Genomic DNA, 23133 nt, shown 5'->3' with positions numbered 1-23133 from the left:
GCCGTGCATGACTTTTGTGCGCCTCAAACAGAAACAGAGCCCCTGTTGAAGAGGGCTCTGTGGAGGTCTCATTGAGCAGCCGCTCAATGAAGGTTCATGCCGATGAAATGATTATTTCTTGGCGGCGTCTTTGGCAACTTCTTTGGCTGCTTTGTCTGCTTTCTTGGCTTCAGGTTTTGCTTCAGCTTTGACTTCTGTTTTAGCGACAGCCTTGGCATCTACTTTGGCTTCCGCTTTGACGGGAGCAGCAGGTGTTGCGGGCGCTGCAGGCGTGGCAGGTGTGGTTGCAAATGCTGCGGCAGAGAATGCGCCAATGATCAATGTTGCGAGAAGTTTAGTCATGATGTTTCCTTCATGTTGTTTGAAAACTCCACCGATCGGGAGTGATCATTCAACGGCAGGGAAGACACGCTTGTTGACTGAAATATTTAATTATTTTTGTCAACTTTCAACATGTATCGGCGTTGATATCGGCGCACTTTGCCGTGAGGCTTAAGTCGCTTTCAACTCTTTGGCCGTGATTTGATATTTGAAATCATCAGGTGCGTAGGAGTCAAAACGACCTTCGTCATTTTCTGCAGTGGGGTACATGAAGAAACCAATGCGATCGCCTTTGCTTTGGGGCAATGTCAAATCGTGCGCCGTGTTGTAGGCCATCCAGTTGCCTTCCCAGCCACCAAACAAGGTGTTGTAAACAGGCTTGACCACGGGGTGGTCAGTGGATTTGAGCCATTCGGCCGTTTCAAGTCGCATCACCTTGGCCACATCGGCAGGGTCCATGGCCATCCAGCCCTGTCCTTTGACATAGGCTTCCGCGCGGCAGTGCTGCGCACCTTTGAGGCTGGCCGGATTGCCTGAGAGTTCTTTGTAACCAAAGGCCGAGGGCACCAAGCGAATGCCGTAAACATCGCGTGCAGGAATTCCCACAGAGCGGCACAAGCCCACAAAGAGCGCGTTGATGTCGGCACACTTGCCGCCCAAGTTGCCTGTTTCCAGCATGGTTTTGATATCGCCTTCGCCACAACCCCTAACTTTGGGTTCGCGCCATGCATTGGCGACCACCCAATCGTAGATGGCGCGAACTTTTTCGAGATCGGTGCTAGCACCTTGAATGGCTTTTTGCGCCGTTGTTTTCACAATGCCGTCAGTCGGCAGCAAGTGCGTTGCGCGTGTGAAGTACTGCAGTGTTGCGGCGTCCTCTGCTGGAGCGGCCGCTTGACCTTTTGCAATCGGTGCACGACTTTGCGTTTGAACACGGCTGGTGATTTCGACGTAAGGCTTTTCGATGTTGGCGGCAAACTCTGCGTATAAAAATTGCACACCTTGCAAACCATCGCTGCGCATGCGGGTGATGCCGTTGCTGGTGAATGAACTAGCTTCTGATTTTTGCCAAGATGAGTTGACACTGGGCACTGGCAACCAAACGCGTGTGACGCCGTTGGCTTTGGGAATGTCCACGCGGGTGGTAACTTCAAAGGTGCGCCAGTCACCAGGCTGTGGTGAGAACGTGCGAGCAGCAGTTTGCGCTGTTTGTGCGGTTGCTGTGGACCAAGGCGCCAAGGAGAGTGCGCCAAGGGACGCAGCGCCCTGAAGGAGGGAGCGACGAGCGGGGGTCATTAAGAGATCTCCGAAATGAAGGTTAGACCTGTCGGCACATAAGAGCCTGTGTCTTGCACGACAGCATCTCGCGCAATTTCAGACAATGCCCCGAAGGCAGGTCATTGCGCCACAAAAGCGTTTCGCAACCTTCTGATTATCGCAGGCTATCGAGCCAAGATTGCGGCGTTTGAGCTGACCAATCCACTTCACCCACAATGCGCCACTGTATTTGCCCAGACGGTGCCACCAGCAGGGTGGTGGGAAAGACTTTGACGCCAAAGTGTTTGGCCCATTCGCCTTGGGGATCGGGAATCAAGGGCAGGGTGATTTGGTTGTTTTGCATGAAGCGCAAAGCACGGCTAGGCGGCTCTTTCACGTTGACCGTGAGGATGACTGTTTTGCTGGGATCTTGCAAATCAGAGAACACTTGCAAAGTGGGCAGCTCTTCTTTGCAAGGTGCACACCATGTGGCCCAAAAGTTCATGACCACCTTTTTGCCCTTCAGCGATTCTGCAGTCACAGCTTGGCCCGAGCTGTCTTTGAAAGCGCCACTCAGTAGTTTGGGGGTGCCAGTCCAGGGTGTTTTTTCATACTGTGCATAGGCGAAATTCAGGTTTGATAAAAACCCAGCCAAAAGCAAATTCAGAATGACTTTGTACAACATGATGAAAGACGCAGAGCGTTGCATGAGGAAGCTTTTTTGCTTGAACTCAAGTCAAGGCCAAAGCTTTGGCCAATACGGTCATGCTTTGATGCGAACGATCGGGCGCAGCGATGACTTGGGCTTGGTCGATTTGGTCAAAGTTGCGTTTCATGGAGGCATAGTAGGTTGGGTCGTAATGGGTGGTGAGGAGTTCACGCACCACCGTATTGATCTCGCCTAAGTGGATCAAGCGTTGCCATTCGTCCACCACCTGTTTGCCGCGAATGGCCACCAGCGCATCCAGGCGTTTGCAAAACAAGTCGGGGTCTTTGACAAAGAAGTCATAGTCTTCCAACAACAATTGCACACGCTCGTCCTCGGGCAATTCCAACTGGTAGCAGGGACTGGCGCGCATCGCCAAGATCAAAGACTCTGGCACCGCCAAATTGCCCACTTTGCGGCTTTCAGATTCAATGTAAACAGGCTTGAGTGTGTCAAATTGGCGAAGCTCGTTCCAGAGCAAGGTATCAAAGTGTTTTTGACTGGGCTGTGCTTGGCCTGGAATGATTCCCAGAACGGAACTTCGGTGATTTGCCAAACCTTCTAAGTCCAAAACCTGTGCACCTTGCTCGCGCAAGCAGTGCAACAAGCGTGTTTTGCCAGCGCCCGTTGGGCCGCAGATAACGCGCCACTGAAGCCGCTGCGCCAAGGGCGGGATGGCCTCTATCACTTGGCTGCGAAATGCTTTGTAGCCACCCTCAATGATGGACACTTTGAAACCAATTTGGCCCAAAATTAACGCCAGAGAGCCACTGCGTTTGCCGCCGCGCCAGCAGTACACCAAGGGTTGCCAATCGCGTGGCAGGTCAATCACATGGCGCTCAATGTGTTTTGCAATGTTGGCAGCCACCAATGCGGCGCCACGTTTCTTGGCTTCGAACGGGTTCACTTGTTTGTACAAGGTACCAATGGTGATGCGCTGTTCGTTGTCCAGTGAGGGCCAGTTCACGGCACCCGGCAAATGGTCAAGCGCAAACTCATCTTCGGTGCGTGCATCGATGATGGCACTGTAACCACCGGGCGTGCCAATGGGTGTGGCCATGCGCAACATGGCTTCTTGCGCGCTGACGGGATGAACGCTCACGCAGCACCTGCCTGTGTGACGCGCAAGGCATGTGATTCTGGCGCGCAGATTTGACCGATCACCGCGGCATGATCAAAACCATGCGCTTTGAATGTGGCCATGACGTTGGCCACTTCAGTCGGCGCGCAAGAGACCAACAAGCCACCACTGGTTTGGGGGTCGGTGATCAAGCTTTGGTCGACCGACGCAAAGTTGGCGGGCAGTGCCACTTCAGCACCGTACCCTTGCCAGTTGCGACCGGATGCTCCAGTGATGCAAGCTTGCGCAGCCAATGCTTTAACGCCTGGCAGCAATGGCACTTTGTCCCAATCTAATTGAACAGTGCATTTGGCACCGCGCGCCATTTCCAGTAAGTGGCCTGCCAAGCCAAAGCCAGTGATGTCGGTCAAGGCATGAACGCCTTTGAGTTTGGCCAGGTCGGGGCCCGCTGTATTGAGCTTTGTGGTGTTGTCGATCATGGCTTTGTAGCCTTCGTCTGGCAGCATTTCTTTTTTGAGAGCGGCAGACAAAATTCCCACGCCAATCGGTTTGCCCAAGACCAGCACATCACCCACTTTGGCATCGGCATTGCGCTTGATGTGATCGGGGTGGGCCAGGCCCAAAGCGACCAAGCCATAAATAGGTTCAACTGAGTCAATCGTGTGTCCGCCAGCAATCGGAATGCCTGCAGCTCTGCAAACGCTTTGTCCGCCGTCCAAAATTTGGCCAATCACGCTCAATGGCAGCACATTGACAGGCATGCCCACCAGGGCCAAGGCCATGATCGGTTGTGCGCCCATGGCGTACACATCGGAGATGGCGTTGGTGGCTGCAATGCGACCAAACTCAAAGGGGTCGTCGACGATGGGCATGAAGAAGTCGGTGGTGGCCACAAGGGCTTGGCTGTCGTTCAGCTTGTAAACGGCGGCATCGTCAGCCGTTTCAATGCCCACCAGCAATTCGGGAGGCAAGGGCATGGCTGTCGTGGAGCGCAGAATTTCGCTCAAAACGCCGGGTGCAATTTTGCAGCCGCAACCCCCGCCATGAGACAGGCTGGTCAAACGAGGGCTGGCTTTGAAATCTTGGGTCATGCTGACAGTCAGTAAGGGGTCGTTGAGACGGTTTTGAGAAGTCTTTGAAAAGTCTTTGAGCTTAGGCTGTAAGCCATTCGATGCGCTTGATTATGGCAAACCCGACTTGGAGTTCGCTCGTTTTCTCGGAACAATGGTCTTCAGCACAGTGTCGGTGCACCGAGATGCCGCATGTGAGTACCCAAACGTAAGGTGAAGTGCCATGCAAAACAAGCTGTTGACCCCCTTGAAATCAACGTTGATGGCGCTGGCCATCTGCCTCACAGGCATCAGCCATGCCGATGAAAAGTTTCCTTCTCGCCAAGTGACATTGGTGGTGCCCCAAGCTGCTGGCGGTGCCAACGATGCGATTGCCAGGGTTGTGGCGCAAAAGTTGTCAGAGCAGTGGGGGCAGTCTGTCATTGTGGAGAATCGCCCGGGAGCAGGTGGCAATGTGGGCACTGCCTATACGGCCAAAGCCAAAAACGACGGCTACACCTTGCTGGTCAATGCAGACAGTGCGCAGGTAATCAATCCATTTTTGTACGCCAAAACGGGTTTTGACTCCGTCAAAGACTTCGATCCTGTGGCGCCTCTGGCCAAAGCGGGCTATGTGTTGGTGGCCAACCCTGCCTTGCCTGCCAATAATGTGGCCGAGCTGATTGCCTTGGCCAAATCAAAGCCAGGCACCTTGTCTATTGCGTCTGCGGGCAATGGCACTTTGAACCATTTGATTGGGGAAATGCTTCAGAAGGCGACCGATATTCAATTGCTGCACATTCCCTACAAAGCAGCAGCTGCAGCGGCCACCGATGTGGTAGGTGGACAAGTGCCATTGTCTGTCCAAAGCATGCCTTCATCGATCGCCTTCATTCGCGCCGGAAAGCTCAAAGTGTTGGGCGTTGTGAATGAAAAACGCTTGGCAGCCTTGCCCGATTCACCCACCATTGGGGAGACGGTGCCAGGGTTTGGTGCGACGCCTTGGTATGGCATGTTTGCGCCTGCGGGCACGCCTAAAAATATCTTGCTCCAAATTCAAAACGATGTGGCCAAAGCTTTGGATGCCAAAGACGTTCAAGACCGTTTGGCCACCTTGGGCTGCGAGCCTTTCAAAGGCACTGGGGATCAATTGGCCCAAATTGTGAAAAGCGATTTGGTGCGTTGGGCCAAGATCGTCAAGGATTCAGGCGCCAAATTGGATTGATTCAAACACCGCCGCTGGGGTGTGTGGGGTCGATCCACAAAACTTGCTCTGGTTTTTCGACGGGCTCGATGTCCAGGTTGATGGACACAGCTTGGCCATCGCTTCGGCATAAAACGCATTCCAAAACTTCAGTGGGGCTGGCGTTGATTTCTTGGTGCGGCACGTAGGGTGGCACATAAATGAAGTCACCAGGTCCTGCTTCTGCTGTGAATTCCAGTTGGTCGCCCCAGCGCATGCGTGCACGGCCCTTGATGACGTAAATCACACTCTCTAAATGGCCGTGATGGTGGGCGCCAGTTTTGGCGTTGGCGTGGATGGTGACTGTGCCGGCCCACAACTTTTCAGCGCCCACGCGCGCGAAATTGATCGCGGCTTTTCGGTCCATACCGGGTGTGGAGGGTACATTGCCGTCCAATTGATTGCCGGGCACCACACGCACGCCGTTATGTTTCCATGGTGCATGGCTGTGCTCATGTTCATCAGAATGGCCGTGGGAATGGGGTTTTTGATCGTCGTGATGATGATGGCTCATATAAACTACCTGTTTTTAAACTACTTGTTATTCAACTATAGGTTGAATAACCAATTGTTGTGACTTGTGGTGTGAGAATTTGGCTCAATTTTGCTTCAAGTGTTGCGTGTTTGTACAGCCTCTGGATTCTCAGTTGTTCAAATTGAGGTAGTCTGATGTTTTTAGCAGTCCATCACAGATCACCATGACCCGACAGGCAGCCCTGCAACGTGCAACCACCGCATTTGACGACGGATCTTTCAAGGCGACCCTTCAACGCCGCATTCAGCGTCCTACAGAGAGTCAAAACCCCGCCAGAGCGGCTGAGTTGCCAGCTTACTTGCAAGAGGAAATTCGACCAGCGCTTGAAGCCATGGGGTTTGAGTGCCGCTTGATAGAGCATTCCAAAGCCAAGGCGCCATTTTTGTTTGCACAGCGCATCGAGGGGGCCCAGTTGCCCACGGTTCTGGGCTATGGCCATGGCGATGTCATACGCGGCCTCGAGACCGAGTGGCGTGAAGGCGTGACGCCTTGGGACTTGACCGAATTGGAGGGCCGTTGGTATGGCCGCGGTATTGCCGATAACAAGGGCCAACACTCGGTCAACCTGCAAGCCATGGCCTGTGTTTTGGCAGAGCGAGGCCACTTGGGCTTCAATGCCAAATTCATCATCGAGATGGGCGAGGAGACGGGCTCACCTGGCCTGAAGGAGGTTTGTGCAGAACACGCCGACTTGCTCAAAGCCGATTTGCTGATTGCATCAGACGGGCCACGTTTGCGAGCGGAACGTCCCACCATCTTTCTAGGCTCCAGAGGCAGTATCAATTTTGAGCTGAGCATTGAATCGCGTTCGGGGGCGCATCACTCAGGCAATTGGGGCGGCTTGATCTCCAATCCCGGTATTCAATTGGCCCATGCCATTGCCAGCTTGGTGACAGACCATGGCGAGATCAAAGTACCGGAATGGCGCCCTAAGGCTTTGCCAGATGCCGTGCGCCGGGTGTTGGCTGATTGCGAAGTTGACGGCGGGCCCAATGGCCCTCAAATTGAACCCGATTGGGGACAACCTGGCTTAAGCCCCGCAGAGCGAGTCTTTGGTTGGTGCTCGTTTGAAGTGCTGGCATTCAAAACAGGCAACCCCGAAAACCCCGTGAATGCCATTCCGCCCAGAGCCAAGGCGACATGCCAGTTGCGCTTTGTGGTGGGCATCGACAGCTCAGACATCTTGGGCGCTTTGCGCAGACACTTGGACAGTCATGGCTTTGGCTATGTGCAAATTGCGGCCGCCCGCGACGAAATTTTCAAGGCAACGCGCATTGACCCCGATGACGCCTGGGTCACCTGGGCTGCAAACTCCTTGCAAAGCACCACCCAGAAAAAACCGGCCATCTTGCCCAATTTGGGCGGATCTTTGCCCAATGACATCTTCACCGACGTGTTGGGCTTGAAAACCATTTGGGTGCCCCATTCTTATCCAGGCTGTTCTCAGCATGCGCCCAATGAGCACTTGCCACCAGAGCTGCTCAAAGAAGCTTTGCAGGTGATGACAGGTCTGTATTGGGACTTGGGTACCGCACAGACACCTTACGTTGCCTCCAAGGCTTGAACCGCTCAAAGGACACCACGATGAACGCTCGTTACGATTGTTTTTGCAAACTGTCAGACCTTGTGGGAGCTCAAGAATCCTTGAGTGAAGCGCGTCGACATTTGCACCGTTTTCCTGAACTGTCTTTTCAAGAAAAATCAACCGCTCAATGGGTGGCCGATCAGTTGGAAGGATGGGGCTACAAGGTCACCCGCAATGTGGGGGGGCACGGCTTGGTCGCCTCATTGAAGAACGGAGAAGGCAAGGCCATTGCTTTACGGGCAGACATGGACGCCTTGCCCATTCAAGAAGAAACGCAAAAGCCCTACGCCAGCGAACACCCTGGCACCATGCATGCCTGTGGCCACGATGGCCATACGGCGATGTTGTTGGGCGCTGCACAACAGTTGGCCAAAACCAAAAATTTCAAAGGCACAGTCCACTTGGTGTTTCAACCTGCGGAAGAAGCAGGCAAGGACAGCGGTGCCCAGCAAATGATTGCAGATGGCTTGTTTGAGCGCTTTCCTTGCGATGCCATTTTTGGCATTCACAACCATCCTGGCGTGGAGGTGGGTACGTTCATGTTTGGTGCTGGCGCTTTCATGTCCGCTTCTGATACCTGCTACATCAAAGTCAAAGGCAAGGGCGGCCATGCCGCCAGACCGCATCAGACGGTGGACCCCGTGGTCATCATGGGCAGTTTGATCATGAGTTTGCAAACGGTGGTGTCGCGCAACATCGACCCCTTGCAAACTTCGGTGGTGACCATCGGCACGGCGCATGCCGGCAGTGTCTCCAATGTCATTCCCGATACCGCCAGTTTGTCGATGAGCATTCGATCCTTCAGTCCTGAAGTTCGCGAACGTTTGGAGCAACGCATCAAAGATCTGGTCACTGCGCAGGTGGCATCGTTTGGCGGTGAGGTGGAGATCATTTACGAGCGCGGTTATCCCGTGGTGATCAACTCTGTTGCAGAAACGGAATTTGCGCGTCAAGTTGCCGTGGAGTTGGTGGGTGAAGACAAGGTGGTCTCGCCTTTTGGCCCCGTGACCGGCAGTGAAGATTTTGCGTATTATTTGCAGCACAAGCCTGGTTGCTTTTTGCGCTTGGGCAATGGCACCGACAGCGCTTTGCTGCACAACCCCAAGTACGACTTCAACGATCAAAACCTGTCTTACGGGGCGGCCTATTGGACGCGCCTTGTCGAACGATTTTTAGATGCTGCTTGAACTGATTATTTGAGCGATGCACTTCTCATGGCGACTTTTTAATATTTTTTCAACGGAGACTCTATGACGATTTCAATGTACCAAGCCAGCGTGCCACGTTTGATCAATGGCTTGACCAATTTGTCGCACCTTTTGGGCAAAGCGCAGGCTCATGCGGAAGCCAAAAAAATTGACCCTGTGGTGTTTGCCACGATGCGTCTTTACCCTGACATGTTTCCGCTTAGCCGACAAGTTCAAATTGCCTGCGATGTGAGCAAAGGTTTGGTTGCACGATTGGCCGGTGTGGAGATTCCGGCACACGAAGACACCGAAAAAGATTTAAAGGATTTGCAAGCGCGCATTGCCAAAACCATTGCCTTTTTAGAAACCTTCAAGGCCGAGCAAATCGACGGTACCGAAGACAAAGACATCATCGTGAAGCGCGGCGACAAAGAGACGCACTACAAGGGCATGCAGTTTTTGTTGGGCCACGGTTTGCCCAATTTGTACTTCCACACCACCACCACGTACAGCATGCTGCGCGCCAGTGGCGTGGAAATTGGCAAGGCCGATTACCTCGGCAAAATCTAAGCCTTCAATCGTCCAAGCCCGACATGCCAATGCGGTGTGCCAAGGGCTTAGGTCCCGAGATGCGGTACATCACTTGGCCTGGCCACGACAGATAGCCATCCAAGCGGCGCGAGAACACAATGCCGTCGGTGGCGCTCTTGTAAGTGGTTCGACCTTTGGGGCCGTGAGGGTTGGCGGGGTCGATCACATCGCAAATGGGTTGACCCTTTTTAACTTTGGCGCCAGGTTTGACATGGAACACCAAGAAGCCTGTGCCGGCGCTGTAGCCCACATCCATGCCGCTGATGGGGGCTGGCGCTGATTTCATCTTTTTGAGGGGGGCTGCTTTGCCGCCCACCACGCCTTGGCGAACCAACCAGCGGTACAAGTTGCTTGCATCGGATTTGCCAAGGGCATCGCTGACATCGTGTTGGCTGCGCATTTCTAAAGTGACCGACATACAGGCTTGCGGAATGGCCGCATCAGGGAACTTGTCTTGCAAGCGTGCCCACAAGGCGCTGTTGACACCCGAAAAGGTGAGGGTGCTAGGGTAGGGGTCGTTGTACATGGTGGCCTCAACGCCCAAGTCGGCTGCCAAGGCTTGCACGGCACCTTGATTGTCCAAGGGGCCGTGGCGGTCTTTGACCCAATCATTGCGCGCCGTGAACAAGTGCAATGCCGCATAAATGTCGCAGTGCAAATCGAGCACGTAGTCGGCATCTGTGCTGAGTTTTTGCATTTCAACCCGCAGGGTTTGCAATTCGTTGGCAGGCTTCATGGCGTTGAGGGTTTCCAGCGCGGCCTTGCGAATCATCTTGACGTTGGCATGGGGATCACTGCCAATTTTTTTCCAAACTTTTTCGGCCACACCTTCAGAGACATCAATCCAATTGCGATTGAAGTTTTCGTTGCTGAGGTGGTTGTAACGGCCGGCATGAGAATTGCCTACCAACTGTGACTGTCCAATAGGATTCACGGTTGGCACCAAAATGATTTCACCTTTGATCAAGCCCTTTTTGTCGGCTTCGGCCAGCATGGGCATCAAATAGTGAAGTGCCATGGTGCCAGGCATCTCATTGGCATGAATGGCGGCTTGCATGTACACCTTGGGACGTGCACCAGATTTACCAAAGCTGAGCACAGAAACAGTGCGGTGCGTACCGGGCGTCATGCTGGGCAGTTGAACTGATCGTTTTTTGATGGCCATGTCAATCCTTTGTTGGAAAGAAATTAGTTTATGTCGATTCCGTCTAAAGCAAAACCCTAATGTTGAATTTATAGATTAGAGTTAGTGTCCGATTTGTTATCAAACATCTCATTTTTTATTTCAGGAGAGCAAGATGAACGAGAGCGAAATTCGCGGTCTAATCGACCAGGTCCGAGACAATTCAGTGACCCGCAAGCAATTCATCCGCCAAATGGTGGGTGTCGGTTTGACCGTGCCAATGGCCGCTCAAATGCTCTTGACCTCTGGCTTGGCACAAGCTCAAACAGCCTCGACTTACAAACCTACCAAGCGTGGCGGTGGCGGTCCTTTGAAGTTGCTGTGGTGGCAAGGTGCCACTTTGCTGCAACCTCACTTTGCCAGCGGTACCAAAGACCAAGAAGGCTCGCGTATTTTTTACGAACCACTGGGCGCTTGGGATCACGATGGCAACATGGTGCCAATTTTGGCTGCCGAGGTTCCTTCAGCCGCCAACGGTGGTGTTTCAAAAGATGGCAAAACCATCACATGGAAGCTTAAAAAGAATGTGTTGTGGCACGATGGCAAACCCTTCACAGCAGACGACGTGGTGTTTACGGCAGCCTATGCAGCAGATGTTGCCACTTCAGCATACACACGGGGCTCTTATGCTGACGTCAAAGTCACTAAAGTTGACTCCCATACGGTTAAAGTTGAATATACCAAGGCATCGCCTTTCTGGGCCGATCCTTTTGTCAGCGCTGCTGGCATGATCATTCCCAAGCACATCTTTGAATCTTATAAAGGTAGCGCTTCGCGTGATGCGCCTGCCAACTTGAAGCCCGTTGGCACTGGTCCTTACAAATTCACCGACTTCAAACCTGGTGACATGCTGCGTGGTGTGATCAACAACGATTACCATGAACCCAACCGTCCTTATTTCGACAGCATTGAGATGAAGGGTGGTGGTGACGCCGTTTCTGCAGCGCGCGCTGTGCTGCAAACAGGTGAATACGACTACGCTTGGAACTTGCAAGTCGAAGACGAGTTGTTATTGCGCCTTGAACAAGGTGGCAAAGGCAGAACCACCATCACGCCAGGTGGCAACATCGAATTCATCCAACTGAACATGGCCGATCCTTGGACGGAAATTGAGGGTGAGCGCGCTCACGCCAAGTCCAAGCACCCCATCTTGTCCGAATTTGCCGTGCGCCAAGCCATCAGCTTGGTGGTCGACCGTGCGGGTGTCCAAAAGTACATTTACGGTCGAACAGGAATTGCCACCTCCAACTTCTTGAACAACCCTCAACGCTTTGTGTCTAAAAACACCAAGTTTGAATACAACGTTGAAAAAGCAGCTCAGGTGTTGGAAGACGCAGGCTGGAAAAAGGGCCCTGATGGTATTCGTGAAAAAGGTGGCAAGAAGTTGAAGTTGGTGTTCTCCACCTCCATCAACGGTCCTCGCCAAAAGACACAGCAAATCATCAAGCAAGCTGCGCAAAAAGCCGGTATTGATTTTGAATTGAAATCGGTGCCTGCATCGGTTTACTTCTCATCTGATCCTGCCAACCCAGACACTTACACCAAGTTCTTTGCAGACGTGCAGATGTTCACGACCACCATGCCTCAGCCTGATCCTGAAATTTTCATGAATCAGTACTTGACTTCGCAGTTCGCAACCAAAGCCAACAAGTGGTTGGGTCGTAACTCCACCCGTTACAGCAACCCCGAGTACGACAAAATCTACTTGGCTGCCCAATCAGAAATGGACCCTGTCAAGCGTGCAGACATGTTTGTGAAGATGAACGACATGCCTGTCAATGACATCGCTATCATTCCGCTGGTCTATCGTCCCCGAACAGCGGGTCTCGTTAGAAACTTGGTAGCTCCTTTGTCCGGTTGGGACAACGACTTGTGGCTGTTGAAAGACTGGTACAAATCTTAATCAAAGCCCTATGTTTCGTTACATCCTGCGGCGGTTGATGATCGCCGTGCCCAGCTTGCTGGGCATCAGTTTGGTGCTGTTCACGGTCTTGGCCATGGCGCCGGGTGACCCGTTTGCGGAGTTGGTCTCCAACCCCAATATCCCACCCGAAGTGGCCGAGGCCTTGCGAGAAAAGTTTGGCTTGAACGACCCGCTCCTGGTTCGCTACTGGAACTGGCTAACCGCCATGGTCCAAGGCGACTGGGGCTACTCGTTCATCAGTCGCATCAACGTTGAAACCCTCATCATGCAGCGCATCCCAGTTACCTTGTTGGTGATTGGATCGTCGCAGATTTTGGCTTTGTGCATTGCGATTCCTGTCGGCGTCTACGCCGCCACACGCCCATACTCGCTGTTTGATCAAGTTGCCAGCACGTTGGCCTTCATTGGCTTTTCGCTTCCAACGTTCTTTACTGGTATTTTGCTAATCTTGTTCTTCAGCATTCACCTGGACTGGCTTCCATTTGTTTATCGTGCAGACATACCTGATACGGGAGTCAACTTTTTTTGGGAGCACTTCAAGCAAATGATCATGCCCGTCACAGTGCTGGGCTTGTTCCAAGCTGGCGCCTGGACTCGCTACGTTCGTTCGGCTGTGCTGGACGTGATTCGTTTGGATTACGTCACCACTGCGCGCTCCAAAGGTTTGGCTGAAAAAGTGGTGATTACCAAACACGTGCTGCGCAATGCGCTCATTCCAGTTGTCACTTTGGTGGCCCTTCAGATGCCCGCCATTTTTGGCGGTGCCATTGTCACAGAGCAAATTTTCCGAATTCCTGGCATTGGTTCACTCATCATCAGTTCGATGCTGGCCAACGATACACCCGTTGTGATGGCTGTAACCTTTGTTTTCTCCACGTTGGTGATTGCGTGTAATCTTTTGGCAGATATTTTGTATGGCTGGCTCGACCCTCGCATCTCCTTCAACTGATGCCAAGGCCTCTGGGCCCAAAGCAGTAGTTCACTCACCAGGCAAAGAAGCTTGGCGTCGTTTTAAACGTCACAAATTGGCTGTGCTGTGCACGGTGGTGCTCAGCATCATCGTGCTAGCTGTTTTGTTGGGACCTTGGGTATGGCAAGTGCCTATCAACGCCATTGACTTTGATGCGCGAATGCAGGGCCCTTCTTGGAATCATCCATTGGGCACCGATGATTTAGGCCAAGACCTCTTGGCGCGAATGCTTTATGGTGGCCGAATCTCTTTGGCCGTTGGCTTGGCGGCCATGCTGATTGCCATCACTTTTGGGGTGGTCATTGGCGCGGTGGCTGGTATGTCTAAAGGACCCGTCGATGTATTCCTCATGTGGGTTACCGATTTGTTTTTGTCATTGCCTCAATTGCCTTTGTTGTTGTTGATCTTTTACCTCTTCAACGACACCCTCAAAAAATTGATTGGCCCTGAAGCCGGTGTTTTCATCTTGGTGGTCGCCGTGATTGGCGGTTTGCGTTGGATGCCTGTGGCGCGTTTGGTTCGTGCGCAGTTTCTCACTTTGCGTGAAAAAGAATTTGTGGAGGCAGCTCGTGCCTTGGGTGCCAGCAAGTGGCGTCAAGTGACCGTGCACATTTTGCCCAACGCCATGGGGCCGGTCATTGTGGCGGCCACCATTGACGTGGCTGCGGCCATCATTGCCGAATCCACCTTGTCTTTTTTAGGTTTGGGTTTTCCCCCCGACATTCCCACATGGGGACGCATCTTGTTTGATGCCAAAGATCACATGGACGTTGCCGTTCATTGGGCTTTATTTCCTGGCGCGCTGATTTTCATCACTGTGCTTACCATCAATTACATAGGCGACGGTTTGCGCGATGCCTATGATCCACGCCGTGTGCTGTAAAGAGGTTTCTGAATGTCCAACCCCTTGTTGAGAATTCAAGACCTGAAGGTGCACTTTGACACCGATGATGGTGTCTTGCATGCGGTCGATGGTGTGAACTTTCACATTGACCGCAGCGAAACTTTGGGTGTGGTGGGTGAGTCGGGCTGCGGCAAAAGTGTCACAGCCATGACCATCATGAAGTTGTTGGCCATGCCGCCTGGCCGCATTGCCAATGGCCAAATTTGGTTTGAAGGGCAGGACTTGGTTCAAGCGGATGCGCAAGCCATGCGCAGTTTGCGTGCCAAAGAAATCGCCATGATCTTCCAAGAGCCCATGACATCACTCAACCCCGTGTTGAGTGTGGGTGAGCAAATTGCCGAATCCTTGCGTTTGCACGAAGGACTGACGCCCAAGCAAGCCCTGGCTCAAGCCACTGAAATGCTGCGCTTGGTCAACATTCCCAAGCCCGAACAGCGTGTCAATGACTATCCGCACCAGTTTTCGGGTGGCATGCGACAACGCGTCATGATTGCCATGGCCTTGGCCTGCAAGCCTAAACTGCTCATTGCGGATGAGCCGACCACTGCATTGGACGTGACCATTCAAGCGCAAATTCTCGATTTGCTGAACGATCTCAAATCGCAGATGGGCATGTCCATCATGCTGATTACCCATGCCATGGGCGTGGTGGCCGAAACGGCACAACGCGTGGTGGTGATGTATGCGGGCAGGGTGGTTGAAGAGGCTACCGTTGAGCACTTGTTTGCGTCCCCTGCACATCCCTATACCCAAGGTTTGATTCGCTCCATTCCGCGCATCGATTTCGACAGTGCGCAGAAGCAAAGGTTAGAAGCCATTCCTGGCTCTGTTCCCAAATTGATCAACCCGCCAAAAGGTTGCCGTTTTGCACCGCGTTGCCAGCATGCCAGCGATCGTTGCACCCAAGAAATGCCGGAGTTGCGCGAGATTGCAACGGGGCACAAAGTGGCTTGCCACTTCTCACTCTAAATCCCATGTCAGATCAAACGACCCTGTCTACCCGTTCAACGCCTTTGCTGGAAGTCAAAGGTTTGACCAAACACTTCCCAATCAAAGGTGGTATTTTTGGGCGCGAGGTGGATCGCGTGCACGCAGTCGATGGCGTGAGCTTTCACATCGATGCTGGCGAAACTTTGGGCATGGTGGGCGAGTCGGGTTGTGGCAAGTCCACCACCGGTCGATGCATTTTGCGCTTGATCGAACCCAGCTCGGGTGAGGTCAAGTTCAATGGTCAAAACGTCAGCACCATGGGCAGCGATGCACTGCGCGAGATTCGCCGTGACATGCAAATTATTTTTCAAGACCCCTTTGCGTCTTTGAATCCGCGCATGACCGTTGAGGCTATCATTGGCGAGGCCTTGACCATTCACAAACTCACCCATTCGCCTGAAGAATATCGGGCGCGCATTGTGTCTTTGCTTGAAACAGTTGGCTTGAATGCCGACCACATGAAGCGTTTTCCACATGAATTTTCGGGTGGTCAGCGGCAACGCATTGGCATTGCCCGTGCATTGGCCGTATCGCCCAAGCTGATTGTGTGCGATGAGCCTGTTTCAGCTTTGGACGTTTCCATTCAAGCACAAGTGATCAACTTGTTGGAAGACTTGCAAGCCAAGATGGGCTTGACATATTTGTTCATTGCGCACGATCTGTCTGTCGTGGAGCATATCAGCAACCGTGTTGCTGTGATGTACTTGGGCCGCATTGTTGAGATTGCCACCTCACGAGAGCTGTACACCCAACCGAAGCACCCCTATACCGAAGCTTTGTTGTCGGCTGTGCCGATACCGGATCCAACGGCCAAGAAGAAGCGCATCGTGTTGACGGGCGATGTCCCCAATCCCGTCAATCGGCCTACAGGCTGCCACTTCCACCCCCGTTGCCCTAAGGCCACCGAGCGTTGCAAAGTTGAAGAACCTCAATTGAAAACGATTGGCTTCATGCATCAAGCCGCTTGTCATTTGAACGATTGATCTGCGAGCCCTTTTTCAAGGGCTTTGCTATTTTTGGCTGTCACCTGGAGACTTATCGATGTTGAATTGGATTGATCAGCGTGTACCTGTTCGGTATTTGGCTTTTTTTGCAGTGGTGGCCCTTTGGGTTTTGTCTGCGCTTCAATTGGTGGTGGGGCAGGCCAGTTTGGCTTGGGTGCTGTTGCTCACTGTTTTGGTCGGCGTGGGCATTCATGACTTGCAGCAAACTCGCCATGCCATCTTGCGCAACTATCCCATCATTGGGCACTTTCGTTTTTTGCTGGAATTCATTCGACCTGAGCTGCGCCAATACTTCATTGAAGGCGATGGTGAGGCCGTCCCATTTTCTCGATCACAGCGTTCTTTGGTTTATGCAAGGGCCAAAGGTGAATCCGATAAGCGGCCGTTTGGCACGCAAATGAATGTCAGAGAAGCAGGCTATGAATGGCTCACCCATTCCATCAGTCCCTCGGTCATTGCTTCGCACGATTTCAGAGTGCATGTGGGCGGTGCCCAATGCACCCAACCCTATGACATCAGCTTGTTCAATGTGTCTGCCATGAGTTTTGGCGCACTCAGTGCCAATGCCATCATGGCACTGAATTTGGGTGCCAAGAAGGGCGGCTTTGCACACGACACCGGTGAAGGCTCTATTTCGCGTTACCACCGGGAGCATGGCGGTGATTTGATTTGGGAGATTGGCTCCGGTTACTTCGGTTGCCGCAACGACGACGGCACTTTCAATGCTGATCGCTTCAAAGCGAATGTGCAATCTCCGCAAGTCAAAATGGTTGAGATCAAGCTGAGTCAGGGCGCCAAGCCAGGCCACGGGGGTGTTTTGCCTGGCCCCAAAGTGACGCCGGAAATTGCAGAGGCGAGGGGTGTGCCTGTGGGTGTGGACTGTGTATCGCCGGCAGGTCACAGCAGTTTTGAAACGCCATTGGGATTGCTGCAGTTCGTACAAAGACTGCGCGAACTCAGTGATGGCAAACCCGTCGGATTCAAGCTGTGCATTGGTCATCCATGGGAGTGGTTTGGTATTGCCAAAGCCATGCAGCAATCTGGCATCTACCCCGACTTCATTGTGGTGGATGGTGCTGAGGGCGGTACGGGCGCGGCACCCGTGGAGTTCACAGACCACATGGGCATGCCCATGATTGAAGGTCTGCGTTTGGTTCACAACACCTTGGTGGGATTGAATTTGCGTCAGCACATTCGCTTGGGGGCCAGCGGCAAGATCATCAGTGGCTTTGACGTCATTCGAACTTTGGCCATGGGGGCTGACTGGTGCAACAGCGCCCGCGGATTCATGTTTGCTTTGGGCTGCATTCAAGCCCAAACATGCCACACCGGCAATTGCCCTACAGGGGTGACCACCCAAGATCCTCATCGCCAAGTGGCCTTGGTGGTGCCCAGTAAAGCCGATCGCGTGAGAAATTTTCACCTTCAAACACTCGAGTCCGTTCGTGAGATGTTGCAAGCCACGGGTCTGTCAGGGCCTTCCGAGCTGCAATTGCGTCACATCATGCGCAGAATCAGTGAGCACGAAATCCAGAATTTGGCTGACCTCATGCCCAGTGTGTCTGAAGGTGCCTTGAACCAAGGCGTCTTGCCAGAGGGCCTGTTTGCCCAATATTGGCAACTGGCCAGCGCAGAACACTTTCATCTAAGTTCATCTGCCAAGGCCTGAGCGGCCCACGGACCCTGACGCACCGCTGTGAAGGCCCTTTGCACAGGGTCTGGTGCGCCATGCTTGTGCCGGCCACTCACACAGCGATAGACAGCTTCAGATAAACTGGCCAGCTCATTTCCCTTCTGTTAAGAGCCAATTTATGTCATTGCTGAACCTGTCGATTGCAACCACCGATTACGATCATTTTCGCGACATCCGCATGGGTTTTGTCAAGCCCGAAGGCATTGATTTGAATTGGTTGAATTTGGGTCACCATGAGTGCTTTGCACGTTTCACCGCCAATCGTGAATTTGATATTTCAGAATTGTCTTTCGCCAAATTCACGACGCAAGTGACACGCCCCGACAGCGACATCATTGGTTTGCCCATCGTGTGCTCACGCTTGTTTCGCTTCAGCTCTTTCTATGTGAACAAAAAATCAGGCATCAAGTCGGTCAAAGACTTGATTGGCAAAAAAGTCGGTTCGCCTGAATGGGCGCATTCCGCAGCGGTCTACATGCGCGGCTGGTTGCACAACGACATGGGCGTGAAATTGCAAGACGTTAAGTGGTATCAAGCTGGTGCCAATGCGCCAGGTCGTGAAGAAAAGGTCGAGATCACATTGCCTGAAGGTGTTGAGTTAACCCGCGTTGCCGACAAATCTCTCAGCGAAATGTTGGCCTCTGGCGAAATTGATTGCGCCATCATTGCGCGTCCCCCCACATGCTTCTTGGAAGGCCATCCCGATGTGGTTCGTCTCTTCCCTGACTTCTTGGACATGGAAGACGAGTACTTTGCCAAAACCAAAGTCTGGCCCATCATGCACATCATTGCCATGAAGAAAAGTGTGGTGGAAGAAAATCCATGGGTGCCGCGCAATCTGTTCAATGCCTTTTTGGAATCCAAGCGCCGAAGCATTGAACGTCTGATGGACCCCGCGGTCTCCCGTTATCCCTTACCTTGGTTGGCCACCTATGCGCGCAAAATGCGCGACAAGTTTGAAGGTGACACCTTTCCTTATGGCATTGAAGAAAATCGTCCGACATGGGAGTTGATGGCCAAGTACACCTTCCAGCAAGGCATTGCCCATCGAGAATTCACACCCGAGGAAATTTTCCCCCAGGGCATGATGACCAAAGTGGTGATCTAAGGGCAAGCCATTCGTTTGCGGGTTGATATTTAGAAAAGCACAGTACCATGACTGACACACTTGAATTGAAACAGCAACTGGTGGATTGCATCCGCATGCTGGAGTCGCAAGACATCATTGATTACAACGGCCATGCCAGCATTCGCTTGCCCAACAACCAGATGTTGATCAACATCGGTTCGTGCCAGAGAAGTCAATTGACGGTGGACGACATCTGCACCATTGACATGGAAGGTCAGGTGGTCGAGGGCCATGGCAAGCCGCCCTTGGAATTCCATTTGCATGCCGGTATTTACCGCGCACGGCCCGACCTCAAAGCGGTTGTTCATGCCCATCCCAAGTGGTCTACTTACCTCACCATGGCCGGGCAAACTTATTTGCCTGTATATGGCCAAGGTGCTTTGGTCTATCCAGTGCCATTGCTGGATTCACCCAATTCCATCAACAACAAGCCAATGGCCGATCGCCTGGCAGCCACCTTGGGCGACCGACCTGCCGCCTTGATGAAGTCACACGGTGCGGTCACAGTGGGTCAAAGCATTCGCGAGGCATTTGTGCTAGCCAGTTACATGGAAGAAAATGCACACCGCCAATACATGGCCATGCAATTGGGAACCCCGTATTCATTCAGCGAGCACGAAATTCAAATGTGCCGCGAAAAACTGTGGAACGAAGCTTTGTTCCAGCGTTGCTGGGACCACTTCAAAGCCAAATTGGGCTGAACCCCGCCCCTGAAGTTTGACTTAGGTCAGACTTTGCTCAAGTAATTTTCGAAGCTCAGGGGTCACTTTGGGCTCAATGCCAAACCACACTTTCCAGCCTAAAGGGCCTTGATGCAGCAGCATGCCAAGGCCATTCAAGGTGCGATTGCCACGCATTCTGGCTTGTGCCAAAAAGGGTGTTTCAAGCGGTGTGTAGACAATGTCTGTGACCAAGGCATCCACGGGTAATGTGTCGAGTTGAATGTCCAGTGGCATTTGTCCCACCATGCCTTGGCTGGTGGTATTGACCACCATGCTGGCACCGGCCATCAGGTCAGCACGGTCTTTCCAAGCATGCGCTTGAATGGCGCCCCCCAGCTCTGACTGGACGATTTGCGCACGTTCTAAGTGCCGGTTGACCAAGCGAATTTCGGTAGCACCTTCTTGAATCAAACCTTGGCAAACAGCCCGAGAGCCCCCGCCAGCGCCGATCACCACGATGGGGCCGCTGCTGGCTTTCCAGTCCGGTTGAAATTCTTTGACATTGCGTATGAAGCCCGCTGCATCGTTGTTGCTGCCGATCAAACGGCCATCTTCTTTGACTGCCACGCAGCTGATGGCGCCAATTTTGAGCGCAACAGGATCAATCTCATCCACGATTTTCAGGGCTTGCTGTTTGTGTGGAATGGTCAAGTTGCAGCCAGAAAATCCGAGGCCATGCAGGCTGCGCAATGCACGTTCTAAATGTTCGGGCTGGATGGCCAAAGGCACATAGACGCCTTTTAGTTTTTCTTGGGCAAACCAGTGGTTGTGCATCAAGGGAGAACGAGAGTGCATCACGGGCCAGCCCATGACACCGGCCATCAGGAAACGATCTTGGAGGTTCATGGAGGTGTACTATATATTTATTTCTTGTGAGATTTTCGACAAGCGTTGAACCTGCAAAAGGACACTTTGCCATGCTGTACAAATTCAAATCCAAAGTCACGGGTGACCTCATCATGCTCGAACCCGATGCCAAGCGCTTGCTCAAAATCATGGGACGTGAGGACCAGGTCAAAGGTATATTCCTGTCAACTCAAATCCAAGCGGCCATCGATTCTCTACAGCAAGCCATTGCCTTGGAGGAGTCTGAAGGACTGCAAGACCCCAAGCTGGTGTCCTTGCGTCAACGCAGTCAACCGATGCTGAAAATGCTCAAGATGTGTCAGGACAAATCAGCTGACGTGGTTTGGGGCGTTTGAGGCAGCACCTGGCCTTTACTTGCTGAAGACGGGGCCAGTGAGTTTGAAGCCCGCTTGAATGTTGCGTTTGGCAAACCAGCCTTGGTTCATTTCCAAGACAAAACGAACGGGCTTGTGCGAGCAATGTGAGCTGTCGTTCATGGGCTTCATGTCGGCCAAGTTGATGATGGTGCCGTCGTCTGCGACAAATGCTGCTGTCAAGGGTAGGTAAGTGTTGCGCATCCAAAAACATTGAACGGCGGGCTGCTCAAAAATGAACAGCATGCCTTCGTTTTGAGGCATCTCCTTGCGCCACATTAAGCCGATTTGGCGCTGTTCAAAATCTTGTGCCAGTTGCACTTGGAGGAGGTGCATGCCTGCATTCAGCGTGGTTCTGGGCAATTGTGTTTGGGGTACGCCTTCGGCATGCGCCTTGGATGGCACCAGGGCGGCCGCGATCAAACTGCTGAATGCGAATGTGCAGATGGCCAGCTTTGACCGAATGTGTTGCAGGATGTTCATTGCTGCTAGGTAGGGAGGGTTGCGGTAGGTGTGTGACGTACTCGATGGACGATGGATTGTGACTGATTTATCGATAGAATGAAATAACGGAGACCAGTTCCATGTACCGACACATTCAGATTCCCGCAGAGGGCGCCGCCATCACCGTCAACGCAGACAATTCGTTGAATGTTCCGGCCAACCCCATCATCCCTTTCATCGAGGGAGACGGCACAGGTGTCGACATCACGCCGGTCATGATCCAAGTGGTCAATGCGGCAGTTCAAAAGGCCTACAAGGGGCAGCGAAACATTCATTGGATGGAAGTCTTTGCCGGTGACAAAGCGGTTGCGCTTTATGGCCCCGATGTATACCTGCCAGAAGAAACACTGACTGCGCTCAAAGACTATGTGGTGTCTATCAAAGGCCCCCTCAGTTCGCCGTCCCGTGGTGGCATCCGCTCACTCAATGTGGCGCTTCGCCAAGAACTGGATTTGTACGTTTGCTTACGTCCTTTGCGATATTTCAAAGGTGTGCCTTCACCTGTGCGTGAACCTGAAAAGACAAACATCACGCTCTTTCGAGAAAATTCAGAAGACATTTATGCCGGTATTGAATATGCGGCCAACAGCCCAGAAGCCACAAAACTCATTGCCTTCCTGACGCAAGAATTGGGTGCCCACAGCATTCGCTTTCCAAGTTCGTCGGGTATCGGCATCAAGCCAGTTTCCAGTGAAGGTTCCAAGCGCTTGGTTCGAAAGGCCATTCAATACGCCATCGACCATGACAAACCCAGCGTCACGGTGGTTCACAAAGGCAGCATCATGAAATACACCGAAGGTGCGTTTCGAGATTGGGCCTATGAATTGGCCCAAGAAGAGTTTGGTGCCCAGTTGATTGACGATGGCCCTTGGTGCGCCATCAAGCACCCTCAAACAGGCAAAACCATCACGATCAAAGACATTGCGATGGATGCCTTCTTGCAACAGATTTTGATGCGTCCTCAAGAGTTCTCGGTGGTGGCTACGCTCAATTTGAATGGCGATTACATTTCGGATGCGGTGTCTGCTCAAGTGGGCGGCATTGGCATTGCCCCAGGCGCCAACATGTCCGACAGCGTCGCTTGTTTTGAAGCAACGGTGGACGCACTCTCCAAATTTGCAGGCAAAGACTACGTCAATCCGGGTTCTGAAATATTGTCTGCCGAAATGATGCTGCGCTACATGGGCTGGACGGAGGCCGCAGACATCATCATTCGTGCCATGGAAGAGGCCATTCAAAGCAAACGCGTGCCTCACGATTTTGCACGCCTCATGGAAGGGGCCTCGCAAGTCAGTTGTTCAGGCTTTGGTCAAGTGATCATCGACCACATGTGAG

At 52.7% G+C, this 23133-nt stretch carries 23 protein-coding genes; 14 read left to right on the top strand and 9 right to left on the bottom strand.

Translation table 11 applies throughout. The features are described from left to right. Positions 1-111 precede the first annotated feature (111 nt). From B9Z46_RS01160 to selD, 5 genes are all read right to left on the bottom strand, one after another. The gene (locus B9Z46_RS01160) at positions 112-342 is read right to left on the bottom strand and encodes a hypothetical protein (protein ID WP_055360664.1); all 231 of its coding nucleotides are present in this window, start codon (positions 340-342) and stop codon (positions 112-114) included. Between the two features lie 150 nt (positions 343-492). Next, a complete protein-coding gene (locus B9Z46_RS01155; protein ID WP_108254242.1) occupies positions 493-1617 on the bottom strand; it encodes a transglutaminase-like domain-containing protein in 1125 nt (374 codons plus the stop codon). A 136-nt stretch (positions 1618-1753) separates the two neighbouring features. Then, the gene (locus B9Z46_RS01150) at positions 1754-2287 is read right to left on the bottom strand and encodes a TlpA disulfide reductase family protein (protein WP_055360666.1); all 534 of its coding nucleotides are present in this window, start codon (positions 2285-2287) and stop codon (positions 1754-1756) included. Between the two features lie 22 nt (positions 2288-2309). Further along, positions 2310-3386 (bottom strand): tRNA 2-selenouridine(34) synthase MnmH, encoded by a 1077-nt coding sequence (mnmH, locus tag B9Z46_RS01145; protein ID WP_055360667.1) that lies wholly within the window; start codon positions 3384-3386, stop codon positions 2310-2312. Beyond that, on the bottom strand, positions 3383-4456 hold the full coding sequence (gene selD, locus B9Z46_RS01140) for a selenide, water dikinase SelD (protein WP_055360668.1): 1074 nt from the start codon (positions 4454-4456) through the stop codon (positions 3383-3385). The genes mnmH and selD overlap by 4 nt, the downstream gene beginning before the upstream one ends. A gap of 241 nt (positions 4457-4697) precedes the next feature. On the opposite strand from selD, the gene B9Z46_RS01135 reads away from it, so the two are divergent. Continuing rightward, complete coding sequence (locus tag B9Z46_RS01135) at positions 4698-5639, top strand: tripartite tricarboxylate transporter substrate binding protein (protein ID WP_231717721.1); 942 nt, start codon at positions 4698-4700, stop codon at positions 5637-5639. Between the two features lies 1 nt (position 5640). Here the strand turns inward: B9Z46_RS01135 and B9Z46_RS01130 are convergent, their stop codons facing one another. Then, positions 5641-6171 (bottom strand): cupin domain-containing protein, encoded by a 531-nt coding sequence (locus B9Z46_RS01130; RefSeq protein ID WP_108254241.1) that lies wholly within the window; start codon positions 6169-6171, stop codon positions 5641-5643. Positions 6172-6355: 184 nt separating this feature from the next. Between B9Z46_RS01130 and B9Z46_RS01125 the strand changes: the two genes are divergently transcribed. The 3 genes from B9Z46_RS01125 to B9Z46_RS01115 all read left to right on the top strand — a co-directional run bounded on the left by B9Z46_RS01125 (position 6356) and on the right by B9Z46_RS01115 (position 9534). Next, a complete protein-coding gene (locus tag B9Z46_RS01125; protein ID WP_055360671.1) occupies positions 6356-7756 on the top strand; it encodes a M20 family metallopeptidase in 1401 nt (466 codons plus the stop codon). 20 nt (positions 7757-7776) lie between these two features. Then, entirely contained in the window at positions 7777-8964 is a 1188-nt protein-coding gene (locus B9Z46_RS01120; RefSeq protein WP_108254240.1) for a M20 aminoacylase family protein, read from the top strand. A gap of 63 nt (positions 8965-9027) precedes the next feature. After that, positions 9028-9534, top strand: a complete 507-nt coding sequence (locus tag B9Z46_RS01115; RefSeq protein WP_108254239.1) for a DUF1993 family protein — start codon at positions 9028-9030, stop codon at positions 9532-9534. Between the two features lie 4 nt (positions 9535-9538). On the opposite strand, the gene B9Z46_RS01110 is transcribed toward B9Z46_RS01115, so the two are convergent. Next, on the bottom strand, positions 9539-10720 hold the full coding sequence (locus tag B9Z46_RS01110) for a succinylglutamate desuccinylase/aspartoacylase family protein (RefSeq protein ID WP_108254238.1): 1182 nt from the start codon (positions 10718-10720) through the stop codon (positions 9539-9541). Between the two features lie 133 nt (positions 10721-10853). Here B9Z46_RS01110 and B9Z46_RS01105 point away from each other — a divergent pair, with 133 nt between their 5' ends. The 8 genes from B9Z46_RS01105 to B9Z46_RS01070 all read left to right on the top strand — a co-directional run bounded on the left by B9Z46_RS01105 (position 10854) and on the right by B9Z46_RS01070 (position 20053). Then, entirely contained in the window at positions 10854-12641 is a 1788-nt protein-coding gene (locus B9Z46_RS01105) for a peptide ABC transporter substrate-binding protein (RefSeq protein WP_108254237.1), read from the top strand. 10 nt (positions 12642-12651) lie between these two features. Beyond that, a complete protein-coding gene (locus B9Z46_RS01100) occupies positions 12652-13611 on the top strand; it encodes an ABC transporter permease (RefSeq protein WP_055360676.1) in 960 nt (319 codons plus the stop codon). Beyond that, positions 13577-14515, top strand: coding sequence for an ABC transporter permease (locus B9Z46_RS01095; protein ID WP_055360677.1), 939 nt, complete (start codon positions 13577-13579; stop codon positions 14513-14515). Before B9Z46_RS01100 ends, B9Z46_RS01095 begins: the two co-directional genes overlap by 35 nt. 12 nt (positions 14516-14527) lie before the next feature. Then, complete coding sequence (locus B9Z46_RS01090) at positions 14528-15505, top strand: ABC transporter ATP-binding protein (RefSeq protein WP_108254236.1); 978 nt, start codon at positions 14528-14530, stop codon at positions 15503-15505. A 5-nt stretch (positions 15506-15510) separates the two neighbouring features. Beyond that, positions 15511-16509 carry an ABC transporter ATP-binding protein gene (locus B9Z46_RS01085; protein ID WP_108254235.1) on the top strand — a complete coding sequence of 333 codons (999 nt, stop codon included), beginning with the start codon at positions 15511-15513 and terminating at the stop codon, positions 16507-16509. Between the two features lie 58 nt (positions 16510-16567). After that, positions 16568-18199 carry an FMN-binding glutamate synthase family protein gene (locus tag B9Z46_RS01080; protein ID WP_108254234.1) on the top strand — a complete coding sequence of 544 codons (1632 nt, stop codon included), beginning with the start codon at positions 16568-16570 and terminating at the stop codon, positions 18197-18199. A gap of 142 nt (positions 18200-18341) precedes the next feature. Beyond that, the gene (locus B9Z46_RS01075; RefSeq protein ID WP_055360681.1) at positions 18342-19331 is read left to right on the top strand and encodes an ABC transporter substrate-binding protein; all 990 of its coding nucleotides are present in this window, start codon (positions 18342-18344) and stop codon (positions 19329-19331) included. Positions 19332-19378: 47 nt separating this feature from the next. Next, positions 19379-20053, top strand: a complete 675-nt coding sequence (locus B9Z46_RS01070; RefSeq protein WP_055360682.1) for a class II aldolase/adducin family protein — start codon at positions 19379-19381, stop codon at positions 20051-20053. A 21-nt stretch (positions 20054-20074) separates the two neighbouring features. Here the strand turns inward: B9Z46_RS01070 and B9Z46_RS01065 are convergent, their stop codons facing one another. After that, the gene (locus B9Z46_RS01065) at positions 20075-20920 is read right to left on the bottom strand and encodes a shikimate dehydrogenase (protein WP_108254233.1); all 846 of its coding nucleotides are present in this window, start codon (positions 20918-20920) and stop codon (positions 20075-20077) included. 71 nt (positions 20921-20991) lie between these two features. Here B9Z46_RS01065 and B9Z46_RS01060 point away from each other — a divergent pair, with 71 nt between their 5' ends. Next, complete coding sequence (locus tag B9Z46_RS01060; protein ID WP_055360684.1) at positions 20992-21276, top strand: DUF1840 domain-containing protein; 285 nt, start codon at positions 20992-20994, stop codon at positions 21274-21276. Between the two features lie 15 nt (positions 21277-21291). On the opposite strand, the gene B9Z46_RS01055 is transcribed toward B9Z46_RS01060, so the two are convergent. After that, positions 21292-21777, bottom strand: coding sequence for a DUF192 domain-containing protein (locus B9Z46_RS01055; RefSeq protein WP_055360685.1), 486 nt, complete (start codon positions 21775-21777; stop codon positions 21292-21294). A gap of 101 nt (positions 21778-21878) precedes the next feature. On the opposite strand from B9Z46_RS01055, the gene icd reads away from it, so the two are divergent. Continuing rightward, positions 21879-23132, top strand: a complete 1254-nt coding sequence (gene icd, locus B9Z46_RS01050) for an NADP-dependent isocitrate dehydrogenase (protein ID WP_055360686.1) — start codon at positions 21879-21881, stop codon at positions 23130-23132. Position 23133: the final 1 nt, after the last annotated feature.

This window comes from Limnohabitans sp. Hippo4, from assembly GCF_003063605.1.
In the GTDB taxonomy this organism is placed as follows: Bacteria; Pseudomonadota; Gammaproteobacteria; order Burkholderiales; family Burkholderiaceae_C; genus Limnohabitans_A.
Note: the sequence above shows the minus strand (reverse complement) of the source record. Positions and strands in the feature narration are given on the sequence as shown.

Coding starts and splice junctions, on each gene's coding strand:
- B9Z46_RS01065 (WP_108254233.1), bottom strand. CDS start 20,920: ATGAACCTCCAAGATCGTTTCCTGATGGCCGGTGTCATGGGCTGGCCC.
- B9Z46_RS01115 (WP_108254239.1), top strand. CDS start 9,028: ATGACGATTTCAATGTACCAAGCCAGCGTGCCACGTTTGATCAATGGC.
- B9Z46_RS01150 (WP_055360666.1), bottom strand. CDS start 2,287: ATGCAACGCTCTGCGTCTTTCATCATGTTGTACAAAGTCATTCTGAAT.
- B9Z46_RS01085 (WP_108254235.1), top strand. CDS start 15,511: ATGTCAGATCAAACGACCCTGTCTACCCGTTCAACGCCTTTGCTGGAA.
- icd (WP_055360686.1), top strand. CDS start 21,879: ATGTACCGACACATTCAGATTCCCGCAGAGGGCGCCGCCATCACCGTC.
- B9Z46_RS01125 (WP_055360671.1), top strand. CDS start 6,356: ATGACCCGACAGGCAGCCCTGCAACGTGCAACCACCGCATTTGACGAC.
- B9Z46_RS01095 (WP_055360677.1), top strand. CDS start 13,577: ATGGCTGGCTCGACCCTCGCATCTCCTTCAACTGATGCCAAGGCCTCT.
- B9Z46_RS01080 (WP_108254234.1), top strand. CDS start 16,568: ATGTTGAATTGGATTGATCAGCGTGTACCTGTTCGGTATTTGGCTTTT.
- B9Z46_RS01100 (WP_055360676.1), top strand. CDS start 12,652: ATGTTTCGTTACATCCTGCGGCGGTTGATGATCGCCGTGCCCAGCTTG.
- B9Z46_RS01110 (WP_108254238.1), bottom strand. CDS start 10,720: ATGGCCATCAAAAAACGATCAGTTCAACTGCCCAGCATGACGCCCGGT.
- B9Z46_RS01135 (WP_231717721.1), top strand. CDS start 4,698: ATGGCGCTGGCCATCTGCCTCACAGGCATCAGCCATGCCGATGAAAAG.
- B9Z46_RS01075 (WP_055360681.1), top strand. CDS start 18,342: ATGTCATTGCTGAACCTGTCGATTGCAACCACCGATTACGATCATTTT.
- B9Z46_RS01060 (WP_055360684.1), top strand. CDS start 20,992: ATGCTGTACAAATTCAAATCCAAAGTCACGGGTGACCTCATCATGCTC.
- selD (WP_055360668.1), bottom strand. CDS start 4,456: ATGACCCAAGATTTCAAAGCCAGCCCTCGTTTGACCAGCCTGTCTCAT.
- B9Z46_RS01055 (WP_055360685.1), bottom strand. CDS start 21,777: ATGAACATCCTGCAACACATTCGGTCAAAGCTGGCCATCTGCACATTC.
- B9Z46_RS01155 (WP_108254242.1), bottom strand. CDS start 1,617: ATGACCCCCGCTCGTCGCTCCCTCCTTCAGGGCGCTGCGTCCCTTGGC.
- B9Z46_RS01130 (WP_108254241.1), bottom strand. CDS start 6,171: ATGAGCCATCATCATCACGACGATCAAAAACCCCATTCCCACGGCCAT.
- B9Z46_RS01105 (WP_108254237.1), top strand. CDS start 10,854: ATGAACGAGAGCGAAATTCGCGGTCTAATCGACCAGGTCCGAGACAAT.
- B9Z46_RS01120 (WP_108254240.1), top strand. CDS start 7,777: ATGAACGCTCGTTACGATTGTTTTTGCAAACTGTCAGACCTTGTGGGA.
- B9Z46_RS01070 (WP_055360682.1), top strand. CDS start 19,379: ATGACTGACACACTTGAATTGAAACAGCAACTGGTGGATTGCATCCGC.
- B9Z46_RS01160 (WP_055360664.1), bottom strand. CDS start 342: ATGACTAAACTTCTCGCAACATTGATCATTGGCGCATTCTCTGCCGCA.
- B9Z46_RS01090 (WP_108254236.1), top strand. CDS start 14,528: ATGTCCAACCCCTTGTTGAGAATTCAAGACCTGAAGGTGCACTTTGAC.